Origin of the sequence: Calothrix rhizosoleniae SC01 (genome assembly GCF_900185595.1) — a bacterium.
Lineage (GTDB): Bacteria > Cyanobacteriota > Cyanobacteriia > Cyanobacteriales > Nostocaceae > Calothrix_A > Calothrix_A rhizosoleniae.
Map to the genome: position 1 here is coordinate 1 of NZ_FYBH01000332.1, position 11,807 is coordinate 11,807.

Consider the following 11,807-nt stretch of genomic DNA (forward strand, 5'->3'; position numbering starts at 1 on the left):
TTTTATTTCAAAATGGTACAACGTGAATATTTTCGTCAATCTTGATAACTATGTCCAAGCACGGAAGAATGTACTATCTTGCCAAATACCAGCAACGCGCTGTTCTATTTTTGCCAATTCCTTAGTACTAAGTTGTTGAAATGCTTGCGCAACTTTCACATTACCTTCTAATTGTTTTACATTCTCAGCCGCCACTACACAGCAGTGAACCCCTGGTTGAGACATGCTATATCCTAAAGCTTGCTCCATCCCTGTTAATCCTCCTGGCTTAAATAAACGTCCATAAGCAGGGACTTTCATGGCAATCACACCCACATCTTTTTGCCGAGCAACTGGAAGAACTACAGGAAGAAATGGACGAGGATGATATTTATCTGCTGCATTTACGGGAATGAGGGTGGTATGAAAAGGGTAGCGACGCAAACCTTCAGCAATTACTTTTGGCTCATGGTGTCCGGTAATACCTGTAAAGCGGATAATTTTTTGCTGTATTGCCTCTTCCATTGCTTTAATCGCGCCAGAAGCACTAAAGATGGTATCTAATTCCTGATTAAAAGAAACGTGATGCAATTGCCACAAATCAAGGTAGTCTGTTTTCAAACGCTTAAGGCTACGTTCTAACTCTCGCCAAGCACCATCCCTGTCTCGTTTGTCAGTCTTACTGGCTAAGAATAATTGGGCACGGTGGGGTGGTAATACTTTACCGAAATAATCTTCACTGGGTCCATAACTAGCCGCAGTATCAAAGTAGCGAATACCCAATTCTAGAGCTTTTTCAATTATTACTACAGCATCTTTTTCTTTATCCCAAGATAGGGGCGTTCTTCCAGCACCACCCAAGCCAAATATGGGAACTTTTACACCCGTATTCCCTAAAATTTTTTCTGGCATGGAACTAGGGGGTGCAGCATTACTAGTAGTATTTTTTTGTCCGGTTTTACATCCGATAATACCACCGGCGATCGCAACTGTTGTAGTTAAGAAATTACGTCGCGTCCTCTTGCCTGTCATATTTGATTCCCAAGGCGAAATTGCTACTGTTAATATTTTAGCGATAGCACCAAACTCATGAGCAGTAAATTTATTACTTATTACTTATTACTTATTACTTAAAAATAGAATCCACTCAACGCACAAATGTCAAGTGGATTTATGAAAAATTATTAGTGGATCCGAGCAGAGTCGAACTGCTGTCCAGACTGGGTATTGACTCCTCATTCGTTCACAGGCTTAGTTCCTTTTACCCTCGGAACGGGGAACGTTCATTATCCCGAACGCTAGGATGCTCTGGTGATTTCTTTGCCAATTAGTCAACCAGAGGTAACTAATTTAGCGCATCCGTTGGGGGTTGCTCCGAAGTCCTTAACGGAGTCAGACTAGGGAGGCTCGAACCTAAGAGAGGTGTTTTTACCTATGCAATTGCTGCAACGGGCTTACGAGCGAAAGATACGATGTTGTTCGCATTTACTTTTTTTTTGAGTCTTTGATTTGCGAGAGGAGACTCACTCTCGACCTGAATCATAAGGTAGATTTCGCCAACCTGTCGAAACCGTTACGGACCCATGATGTTCTTCTATCTATATTATAGCTCTCTAGGACAAAAATGTGTTACAAGATGGCAACGGAATATTACACTTTTACCTTTAACTGTCATGAGCCAGAGTACGGACAGAGCTCGTTGGACAATTCAAGATGTGGCTGCGCTACCTGATAACGAATGGATTCGTTATGAAATTATTGATGGAGAATTGTTGGTGACGTGATCGCCTCGCCTTTGCTGCCTAATTTTACCTGCGAAGTAGCGTGTCTTTTTGTGTCGCGCAGCTAGGTTATGGTTCTATTATCGAGTATTTTTAGTATACTTTTTGGGAAGCCCACACCATAATCTCTGATTTGGTGTGGGAGGATGTCACAGTTAGCAATTGAGTTTTAGTTAAGTGCTTCAGCTCCACCCACAACCTCAAGAATTTCTTGGGTAATTGCGGCTTGCCGAGCTTTATTGTAACTCAATGTCAAGGTACCAATCAGTTGAGCTGCGTTATCGCTGGCGTTACTCATGGCTGTCATCCTTGCAGCTAATTCACTAGCCGCAGCTTCTTGCAATGCTCTCAATAATTGATTACTAAGATACAAAGGCAACAACGAATCCAGTATTTGTACTGGGTCTTGTTCAAAAATCATATCCCGAGACAAGGGGCGCACATCTGTGCTGACCTTCTGCCTTTCTACCTGAAATTCACCACCACGGGTTGTCAGCCGGAATATTTCATCGTCTTGGGCTTCTAAACCCTGGGGGTCTAAGGGTAGTAAGGTTTGTACCACGGGGTTGGAACTAACCAAGGAAATAAATCGGGTATAAATTAACTCTATCCGATCCACACTTTCTGAGAGGAACAAAGACAGTAGTTCGTCAGCAATTTTGTTTGCTTCGGCAGCAGTAGGAATTTGCTCTAAACCAAAGTAGCTGGCATCAATGGGGTATTCACGACGCTGGAAGTACTGGAGTGCCTTACGTCCAACAATTACGAATTTGAAATCAAGCCCTTGTGCCTTTAGTTCCTTAGCCCGCATCTCGGCGCGTTTGATGACGTTATTATTATAACCACCACACAAACCCCGATCGCCGGAAACAACTAATATGCCTACGGACTTAACTTCGCGTTTTTTCAATAGAGGTAAATTTGCATCTTCAAAACGCAGGCGGGTTTGCAAGCCATATAGTACTTGTGCTAAGCGATCAGCAAAAGGACGGGTAGATGTTACCTGTTCTTGGGCGCGACGTACCCTAGCTGCCGCCACTAGGCGCATGGCTTCTGTAATTTTTTTGGTGTTCTTAACTGACTTAATACGATCGCGTATTGCTTTGAGATTTGCCATAATCTGATTTTAGATTTTAGATTTTAGATTTTAGATTTGGAATTTTGGAGTTAATCCAAAATCATGTTTGGAAAGTTGGGTAGGGGGTTTTTCCCACACCGAAACGTCAATTCCTCTGCTTGCGGAGCCACCTGCATGGGCGGGTTCCCCGACTTGTGCGGAGTGGCGTGAGACCCCAAGACCTAACTGACTCAACTTTCCACAAAATCTAAAATATTGCTACGCTGTTGCCAAGAAGGTTTTCTTGTACTCGTTAATTGCATCTTTCAATGCAGTTTCTTCTGATTCACCCAGTACTTTACTGGTTTGTACTCCTTGGGTGTACTCAGGCTTACCAGTCTTCAAGTAGTCCCGGAAACCGGTAGCGAAGTCAGTAATTTTCTCTACTGGTACTTCATCTAAGTAGCCATTCAAACCTGCGTAGAGGATAGCTACTTGCTCGTATACAGAAAGTGGAGAGTTTTGGGGCTGCTTCAGTAATTCACGCAGCCGCGCACCCCTTGCCAATTGGTCTTGGGTAGCTTTATCTAAGTCAGAAGCAAATTGGGCAAAAGCTTGTAATTCGTCAAACTGAGCCAATTCCAGTTTCAGTTTACCAGCAACTTTTTTCATTGCCTTGGTTTGTGCTGCTGAACCTACCCTAGATACGGAAATACCAGGGTTGATGGCGGGACGAATACCTGCGTTAAATAGGTCGGAAGATAAGAAAATCTGACCGTCGGTAATGGAAATTACGTTGGTAGGAATATAGGCGGATACGTCACCAGCTTGGGTTTCAATAATTGGTAGGGCAGTCATACTGCCTTTACCCAATTCATCACTCAATTTAGCGGCACGTTCTAATAGGCGAGAGTGGAGATAGAATACATCTCCAGGATAAGCTTCACGACCGGGTGGACGACGAAGTAGCAAGGACATTTGTCGGTAAGCAGCAGCTTGCTTGGAAAGGTCATCATAAATTACCAAGGTAGCTTTGCCGTTGTACATAAAGTGCTCAGCCATAGCTGCACCGGTATAAGGAGCCAGATATTGCAAGGTGGCGGGGTCACTGGCGTTAGCGGCGACAACGATGGTGTAGTCCATCGCCCCTTTGTCTTGTAATGTTTGAACGACGTTGGCTACGGTAGATGATTTTTGTCCCACAGCGACATAAACACAAACTACATCTTCTTCTTTTTGGTTGATGATTGTGTCAATGGCGATCGCAGTTTTTCCGGTTTGACGGTCACCAATAATTAATTCTCGCTGACCTCTACCCACGGGAATCATCGCGTCAATAGCGGTAATCCCGGTTTGCATGGGTTCGTGTACGGAGCGACGGGCAATAATCCCAGGAGCCATAGACTCAATCAATCGAGTGTCTGTAGTCTTGATATCTCCCTTACCGTCAACGGGACGACCCAATGCATCTACAACTCTTCCAATTACGGCTTCTCCCACGGGTATTTGAGCAATTTTACCAGTGGCGGTTACGGAGCTACCTTCTTGAATTTGGCGACCATCGCCCATCAGTACCGCACCCACGTTATCTTCTTCTAAGTTCAGGGCAATACCAACGGTACCATCTTCAAAATTCAATAGTTCCCCAGCCATAGCCTTGTCTAGACCATAAATCCGGGCAATACCGTCACCTACTTGGAGGACGGTACCAACGTTAGCAACTTTGACTTCTTGGTCGTATTGCTCGATTTGTTGTTGAATAATGCTGCTAATTTCGTCAGGTCTAATTGAAATACTCATGAGTCTATGTTTATTTTTGGAGACGGAAGAATTTATGAATTTTAGATTTTAGATTTTAGATTTTAGATTGCAGAGAACTTGCCATTGGTTTAAGATTCTCTGTATCCGAAATCATGCCATGTAACTTAAAGCTGGCGGAAAAATCCAAAACCCAAAATTCTCTTAAGAACTGCTTAAGCGCAAAGAAAGGCGGCGCAACTGACCCCGCAAACTGGCATCAATGACTTGAGAACCAACTTTGATAATTACACCACCGATGATGTCACTATCAATTGTGGCTTCCAGTTCCACTTGACGAGCACTGGTCATTGCTATGACCTTTTCTTTAATTGTTTGCTGTTGGGATTCACTTAAGGGTACAGCAGAAGTCACTTCTGCTAGTACGGTTTGAGTCAACTGGCGCAATAGTACTAGATACTGTTGACAAACATCTGCTAAAAAAGAAATCCGCCGTCTATCGACTAGTATCATTAAAAAGTTGCGGAGATAGGGATTCGCTCCTTCTCCCAAAACTCTACCAATTACCGCCTTTTTGTCATCAGCCTCAACAAAGGGGTTATCAATAAAATTACGCAACTGGTTGCTTTCTTGGAGCAAGTTCAACAAACCACGTACATCTTCGCCAATCTGCTCTGTGATGTTGTTGGATTCTGCTACAGACATCAAAGCTTGGGCATAGGGTTGGGCTATTTCAGCCAGTGCTACATTACTTGTCATCCCTAGCCTCCCAGTAGCGCAATGCTGCTATCTATTAGTTTTTGTTGGGTGTCTTCTGCAACTCCTGCTTGCAATTCAGACTCCACTTTTTGTAGTGACATTGCCACTACTTGTTGCCGTAATTGGGCGATCGCTCTATCTCTTTCTGTATCCAAATCCCTAGCGGCTGTTTCTTGCAAACGCTGTACGTCCTCTGTTGCTTGAGCCAAAATCGCTTCTCGACTGGCTTTAGCATTATTTTCTGCCGTTTGGATAATTCTCTGTGCCTCTGCTTGGGCTTGAGTTAATTTCTGCTGCACTTCAGACAAAGCGATCGCTGCTTCTTTTGCCTTAGTTTCAGCTTCCACAATGGTCTTTTCAATATTTGAGCTTCGTTCACTCAAGGTATTCGTTAATACCTTCTGCCCAAAGTAAAATAATATGCCTAGCAGAATTGCTAAATTAACAATATTGGTTTCTAGAATATCGAAATTTAGCCCGAAACCACCTTCGGATTCTGTGGCAAGTAATAAGACGGTTCCCATAATACTCATCTACAACTGCGCTGCTCCCTTGCTAATGCTGTGATTTTCCCCAAGGGAAAAAGTGCCATTTGACACTCATTTAGCGCCATCGGACTCACGCCCTGCTGCGCGTATTTTCTTTGGAACCTTCATTTACTGATGATTTAGGAATTAATCTATCTAGCTAAACTTGGTCCCAAAAGTTTGTCTAGTATTTGCCGACTGAGGGCATCTACTTGTTGCTCTAAAGAACTTAAAGCTTGTTGCTTTTGTTCTTCTATCTCTCGGGAAGCTTGTTCTCTTTGTGCCTGGGCTTCCTGTTGTGCTTCGGCAATTCTTGATGCAGTAATTTTCTGCGCTTCTGCCTGAGCCGCAGCTATAATTGCTTGAGATTGACGACGAGCGTCTGCTAACTGCTGCTCGTATTCTTTAGTTAATCTCTCCGCTTGAGCCAAACGTTCGGTAGCACCGAGCTGATTATCACGGACATAATTATCCCGATCATCTAGTGCCTTAGTTAGTGGCTTATAGAAAATGGCATTCAATAAAGCTGCCAACAGTAGGAACTGCAATGCCATTAAGGGCAAAGTAGCATTAAAATCAAACATTCGTCTCCTTTTTGGATGGCAAGCAATATCATCCAAATTTTTATAATTCTTTCTGTCTCATCACTCCAAAGTATGAGAACAAAACCAATAAATATCTAGCAATAGCAAAAATTACTAGAACATTCTCAAGCAGCAAAACTAATTTACAGCAAGTATTTTACTTCTTGAGTTTTGCTATACCTTGCCAATGTTAGAGACGTTGAATTCAACGTCTCTAAACTCAGGCAAAGCTATGGGAGCTTAAGAAAAGGGGTTAGCAAATAACAGTACTAGAGCAATAACCAGACCGTAAATGGTTAGGGATTCCATGAACGCCAGAGTTAACAGCAAAGTACCACGAATTTTCCCTTCTGCTTCTGGCTGACGGGCAATACCTTCTACTGCTTGACCTGCAGCGTTACCTTGACCAATACCAGGTCCAATTGCAGCTAAACCAATTGCCAGTGCGGCGGCTAAAACTGAAGCAGCAGAAACTAATGGATCCATTTTATTTTCCTTACCTTGAGTACAAAATCGACTATTTGGATTTTCAGACTTGAGGTTTTTAATCCCAAATCTAAAGTTACATCAAATGAGGCACTTTTTTATGTCACTCATGTTCTTCTTCACCATGACCCTCCATCGCCTCATGAATATAAGCCGCAGCTAGAGTGGCAAATACTAAGGCTTGGATGGCGCTGGTAAATAAACCTAGAGCCATAACCGGCAAAGGTACAAACAGAGGAACTAAAAGCACCAAAACCGCTACAACTAATTCGTCCGCCAGAATGTTACCGAATAGACGGAAGCTGAGGGAAAGGGGCTTGGTGAAATCTTCTAGAATTGCGATCGGCAGTAGTATAGGGGTTGGTTCTATATACTTTTTAAAGTAGCCCAAACCGCGCTTCCTAAAGCCCGCATAAAAATAAGCCAAAGAGGTCAGTAACGCCAGTGCTACTGTCGTATTGATGTCATTGGTTGGAGCAGCCAACTCACCCGCAGGTAATTTGATTAATCTCCAAGGAACTAGAGCACCAGACCAATTGGATACGAAGATAAACAAGAATAATGTGCCAATAAAAGGCACCCAAGGACGGTATTCTTTCTCTCCAATCTGATTTTTCGTCAAATCCCGAATAAATTCCAGGGCGTATTCCATTAAGTTCTGTATTCCACTAGGAACTTTCTGGATATTACGAGTAGCAGCTAATGAAGCTATCACTAAAATGGCAATTACAAACCAGGAGGTGAGAAAAACCTGCCCATGTATTTTGAGGTTGCCCAATTGCCAATAGAAGTGATCGCCTACTTCTAATTCAGCAAGGGTAAAAGAGTTTAAGGCATTTAAGAAACTAAGCATTTCCATGCGGCAGTTTCCTCATACAACGAGGATTGGAGGATTTTCTTTGTGCATCTGAATTCATCAAGAATCAGACATAAAAACCGTTTGCAGCGTGTAGACTATGAGCGTCGCTTTATAAGTTAAAAATCCCAAAAATATGGGTAAAACTTGCAGCTGATGCCATTGGGTCGCAAACACAATTAACCCAATGAATAGAGCAAAACGGGTTTTGCTCAACCGCTTTTTTTCATCACCCAGCCGCTCAACATCTTTTGCCAGCATTTTGAGATAAAACACACCCACACAAGCCCCAATTAAATAATTCAAGGCAACATTGAGTGAGTAGAAAATCCATACAGAAATAAAAAATATTCCTGTAATCACAAGGGTTAATATCAACAACTGCTGGGAGAGTTGATAAAAATCCTCCATTGAACCAACTGGTTCTGTGCCCTCAAAACCAGACTGAGCATCTTGTCTTGTTGTCGGCGTGGGATCTAATGATTCGTCTGACAAGCTCACGGGACTTGAAACCAGCTTAACTAGTTGTGTTGACTGTGCATTCAGTCAGTTGAATCATATCACGATTGGGTAACAATACTTTAGAAATAAACAATTAACTTATTGTTACCTTTGGATATGGCAAGGTGGAACAAAGCTTCTGGCAGATGCTGGGGTAGAAGCTTATCTAGTAAGGATTTTACGAGGATAACACCAATAAATTGAATAAGTAATTTCACGGGCAACAGGTAAGAGACGATGTGTTGAGCCGTGCTGTTAGGTGATTAGTTTGTAGAGATAAGGGACTAGAGATAGCCTCTTACAGAAACATTCTACCCCTTAGTTTGTCCCCTTGTCATTGAATTTATAGAATTTAGTGCAAAACCCATCGGTTTTAGCCGTGGGATGTGGCGCAATGCGCTTTTAAACCCAGTGTATTTAACTTTTGTTCTAATGATAGTTAAATACGTCGTATAATGTGGTGGGAGGTGATGATAATGACATTTACACTCACCTATGAATTTAAACTAAAACCTACTGCTGAACAAAAAGAAATATTTAACGAGTGGTTAGAAACAAACCGCCAAGTATATAACTATGCTTTGGGTGAGCGTAAGGATTGGTTTAAGTCCCGTGCATGTGATGTAACTTCATGCTCTATCAAAAGTCAGTATATAATTCCTGCTGATACTCAACGACCTACATATAATAGTCAAGCCAAGGCATTGACTGATGCTAAAAAGCAATATCCACATCTGAAGCAGGTTCAGTCCCAAGTTTTGCAACAAACTTTAAAACGGGTTGAGACTGCTTTCACAAATATGTGGGAAAGGAATTTTGGATTTCCCAGATTTAAAAAGCGTGGTCGGATGCGGAGTTTTGTTTTTCCTCAGTTCAAAAATAACCCAGTCATGGGCAATAAAATTAAATTGCCTGTGATTGGCGTGGTTGGGTTCAGGAAGTCCCGACCAATACCAGAAGATGCAAAAGTTAAGCAAGTGAGAATTGTTAAGCGCGTCTCTGGGTGGTACGCAATGATAACGTTGCAGTGGGATGTAAATGTACCTCAACCCATGCCACACGGTAATGCTTTGGGAATTGATGTAGGTTTAACCTCAATGGTTGCAGCTTCTAACGGTCTTTTAATCAAGCGTCCGAGGTTTTTTGTTGATGGTTCACGTAAGCTGAAATTGCTACAACAGCGTGTTAGTAGAAAACGCAAAGGCTCAAACAATTGGTTAAGAGCACAACAGAAAGTTGCAAAATTACATGAATACGTTGCTAACCGTCGTAAGGATTGGCATAGAAAACTTTCACATCAGTTATGTGAGGGTGTAGGGATGATATTTGTCGAGAATTTAAATTTGGTTGGTCTATCCCGTGGAATGTTGGGTAAACATTGCCTAGATGCGGGTTTTGGTCAATTTTTCAACATCCTTGAACAAACTTGTTTTAAACGTGGTGTCTATTTCCAGAAAGTAGACCCACGAAAGACAAGCCAAATATGTCCTAATTGCCTACACGAAACAGGTAACAAGACATTAGCAGAGCGTGTTCATAAATGCAACAATTGCGGCTACATAACCGATAGAGATGTAGCCGCTAGTCAAGTAGTTCTCATAAGAGGGCTTGCAGCCGTAGGACATACGGTGAAGATGCTTTCTGAGGGTAAAAACACTAGTTTCCCTATGACGAAAGAATCCCACGGTTGATCGCCTAGCGTAACCGTGGGAGTGTCAAGAAAAATGGCAGTTGCTGCATTTACAAAATCAGGAAGATGTAGAAACTGAGGCTGAGTTAGAAATACAAGAGGAATTGCCAGCCAATGTAATTTCTGAGTCAGAAGCTGAAGATTCCAGTTTACCGATGATTCCCAAAAAGCCCCTAACAGAGTCGGAAATGTGGCAATATCTACCATTCCCTTCTTTGGCTTTGCTTTTACTTGGGTATATTTTCTTTGGTCAAATCTTGGCGACTTTGCAAGCAAGTTTTATCTATTGGTTAATGGCTTGGGTTGGTTCTCTGGGTTGGGTAGTGAGAGAATCTTTGACTTGGTTTGTACCAGTGTCTGGTTCTATGGCAATTTTTATGGCTTTAATGACTGCTCTATCTGGAATGGGTGGTTTCCTCTTAATGATTATGATAGGCGTACCAACTTTAGCAATATTTACGGATCTGTGGTTTATCGGCTTTGGATTGGGTAAAAGTGTGAAAGATTCTCTGTGGGTAGGAGGATTAATTGTCAGTTTCGCTTTGTTTTATGTTTTTCTCCTGTTTGGTAGTTCTGCTAATTTAGGTTTCAGCTTTGTGCTGGGGATAGTGGGTAGTGGTTTAGGAGCAATTTCTTGGATGCAAATGGAGGAAAAAGGTTTCAGTAAAAACCAAACCCTAGCAATTTTTGGTGGAGTAACTGCATTTGGTTTAGTTTCTGGTTGGTGCTTTGGTCAATTTTTATAGGTAATTGGGGAATTATCTTGATATGCCAGAAGTTATACCAATTTGAAAAATGATTGCGGCAGATTTATACAAGGGTGAGCAGGACATGAAGGATTGTTACACCAATAAGGCTATTCATGTACGAATATTTATAATGTATAAAACATGTAAATTTTTATGAAAAAATTATTTAAATAGTTGTCTAGCCTACGTATTTATACATAATTAGTGTATTTATGATATTGATTAATCATTAATTACCAAAATATCTCTACTTGTGTCTGTTTTCTGATTTTTATTGAAAAAATGTGTAAGAAAATAGAGTATGGAAATATTTAACTCAATTTTAATGCCTATTTTGGTAGGAATTTTTACTAATAGGGTAGATGAAATGCTGGTTGTTCCCAATGTTGAAGATGTATTGAAGCGTCTGAAACTAAAGGAACATGATGCTAGTCAAGAGTTAGAAAAATCACTCAGAGTTTGCTTTTTGTCAGCACTGCAAATAATTATCAGGGAATGTCATCAAGAATTGATGGGGTCTGCTTCAATACAAAGATATCGGGGAACATTAATTTATCCGCGAGAGCACCAAAGTGAATTGCAATGGCTAGACCAAAAGCTCAAACAACTGGTTAAAGAATTAAAGTTGGTGCAGCGAAATATAGATGTTGAAAATCCCTTGAAATCTATAGATGACATTGTATTAATTTTAAACCCAGACACTCAGCCTGTAGAAGCAAGTATTAATTTGGTTAGAGAAAAGCTCATAGCTGAAGCTTTGCAAGATGTTTCTGTACCTAAATGCTACGCTGATAAAGTCAAGGCAGTTTTGTTTGAGCTAGTACAGGAAAATTTCGCTTTAGAGATCAAGCATAACCCGATTATTCGTAAAATTACTGAAACTAAGTTCCTAGCTAATATCAATGGGAATTTAGCGAATTTAGCAGCACAACAGTTGAAAATTCAAGATTTAGAAAAATCTGTGGGTTATTCCAGAAATACCTATGCTGAAGCAAGACGCACGGTTAAGCTAGAGCTGGATATTGAGCAATTAGATGCAGCACGTTTAGAAGGGATTGTTCAACATCTCCAACAACTAAG

The 11,807-nt window shown here is 41.4% G+C and carries 12 protein-coding genes and 1 other RNA gene; 3 read left to right on the forward strand and 10 right to left on the reverse strand.

The window, feature by feature from the left end; translation table 11 throughout:
- Positions 1-48: 48 nt before the first annotated feature.
- The 10 genes from CALSC_RS20280 to CALSC_RS20330 all read right to left on the reverse strand — a co-directional run bounded on the left by CALSC_RS20280 (position 49) and on the right by CALSC_RS20330 (position 8,288).
- Positions 49-1,011, reverse strand: a complete 963-nt coding sequence (locus tag CALSC_RS20280) for an aldo/keto reductase (protein ID WP_088243090.1) — start codon at positions 1,009-1,011, stop codon at positions 49-51.
- Positions 1,012-1,164: 153 nt separating this feature from the next.
- Positions 1,165-1,562, reverse strand: a transfer-messenger RNA (tmRNA) gene (ssrA, locus tag CALSC_RS20285).
- A 367-nt stretch (positions 1,563-1,929) separates the two neighbouring features.
- Positions 1,930-2,877, reverse strand: coding sequence for a F0F1 ATP synthase subunit gamma (locus CALSC_RS20295; RefSeq protein ID WP_088243091.1), 948 nt, complete (start codon positions 2,875-2,877; stop codon positions 1,930-1,932).
- Between the two features lie 219 nt (positions 2,878-3,096).
- Positions 3,097-4,617: a F0F1 ATP synthase subunit alpha gene (gene atpA / locus CALSC_RS20300; RefSeq protein ID WP_088243092.1), complete on the reverse strand. Its 1,521-nt coding sequence runs from the start codon at positions 4,615-4,617 to the stop codon at positions 3,097-3,099.
- A gap of 162 nt (positions 4,618-4,779) precedes the next feature.
- The gene (gene atpH / locus CALSC_RS20305) at positions 4,780-5,334 is read right to left on the reverse strand and encodes an ATP synthase F1 subunit delta (RefSeq protein WP_088243093.1); all 555 of its coding nucleotides are present in this window, start codon (positions 5,332-5,334) and stop codon (positions 4,780-4,782) included.
- Between the two features lie 2 nt (positions 5,335-5,336).
- Entirely contained in the window at positions 5,337-5,867 is a 531-nt protein-coding gene (locus CALSC_RS20310) for a F0F1 ATP synthase subunit B (RefSeq protein WP_088243094.1), read from the reverse strand.
- 146 nt (positions 5,868-6,013) lie between these two features.
- A complete protein-coding gene (locus CALSC_RS20315) occupies positions 6,014-6,445 on the reverse strand; it encodes a F0F1 ATP synthase subunit B' (RefSeq protein ID WP_088243095.1) in 432 nt (143 codons plus the stop codon).
- A gap of 240 nt (positions 6,446-6,685) precedes the next feature.
- Entirely contained in the window at positions 6,686-6,931 is a 246-nt protein-coding gene (atpE, locus tag CALSC_RS20320; RefSeq protein WP_008233924.1) for an ATP synthase F0 subunit C, read from the reverse strand.
- Between the two features lie 103 nt (positions 6,932-7,034).
- Entirely contained in the window at positions 7,035-7,790 is a 756-nt protein-coding gene (gene atpB, locus CALSC_RS20325; protein ID WP_200817698.1) for a F0F1 ATP synthase subunit A, read from the reverse strand.
- Between the two features lie 57 nt (positions 7,791-7,847).
- Positions 7,848-8,288: an ATP synthase subunit I gene (locus tag CALSC_RS20330; protein WP_088243096.1), complete on the reverse strand. Its 441-nt coding sequence runs from the start codon at positions 8,286-8,288 to the stop codon at positions 7,848-7,850.
- Positions 8,289-8,764: 476 nt separating this feature from the next.
- Here CALSC_RS20330 and CALSC_RS20335 point away from each other — a divergent pair, with 476 nt between their 5' ends.
- The 3 genes from CALSC_RS20335 to CALSC_RS20345 form a co-directional block, all read left to right on the forward strand.
- Positions 8,765-9,979, forward strand: a complete 1,215-nt coding sequence (locus tag CALSC_RS20335; RefSeq protein WP_088243099.1) for an RNA-guided endonuclease InsQ/TnpB family protein — start codon at positions 8,765-8,767, stop codon at positions 9,977-9,979.
- Between the two features lie 40 nt (positions 9,980-10,019).
- Entirely contained in the window at positions 10,020-10,724 is a 705-nt protein-coding gene (locus CALSC_RS20340) for a hypothetical protein (RefSeq protein WP_088243097.1), read from the forward strand.
- Positions 10,725-11,028: 304 nt separating this feature from the next.
- Positions 11,029-11,807, forward strand: a 779-nt coding sequence (locus tag CALSC_RS20345; protein ID WP_143288320.1) for a hypothetical protein, incomplete at its 3' end; no start/stop codon positions are given.

Bases quoted from the DNA above. Each gene is read 5' to 3' on its own strand.
- CALSC_RS20280 (WP_088243090.1), bottom strand. From the start codon at position 1,011: ATGACAGGCAAGAGGACGCGACGTAATTTCTTAACTACAACAGTTGCG.
- atpH (WP_088243093.1), bottom strand. From the start codon at position 5,334: ATGACAAGTAATGTAGCACTGGCTGAAATAGCCCAACCCTATGCCCAA.
- CALSC_RS20315 (WP_088243095.1), bottom strand. From the start codon at position 6,445: ATGTTTGATTTTAATGCTACTTTGCCCTTAATGGCATTGCAGTTCCTA.
- atpB (WP_200817698.1), bottom strand. From the start codon at position 7,790: ATGGAAATGCTTAGTTTCTTAAATGCCTTAAACTCTTTTACCCTTGCT.
- CALSC_RS20295 (WP_088243091.1), bottom strand. From the start codon at position 2,877: ATGGCAAATCTCAAAGCAATACGCGATCGTATTAAGTCAGTTAAGAAC.
- atpE (WP_008233924.1), bottom strand. From the start codon at position 6,931: ATGGATCCATTAGTTTCTGCTGCTTCAGTTTTAGCCGCCGCACTGGCA.
- CALSC_RS20310 (WP_088243094.1), bottom strand. From the start codon at position 5,867: ATGAGTATTATGGGAACCGTCTTATTACTTGCCACAGAATCCGAAGGT.
- atpA (WP_088243092.1), bottom strand. From the start codon at position 4,617: ATGAGTATTTCAATTAGACCTGACGAAATTAGCAGCATTATTCAACAA.
- CALSC_RS20335 (WP_088243099.1), top strand. From the start codon at position 8,765: ATGACATTTACACTCACCTATGAATTTAAACTAAAACCTACTGCTGAA.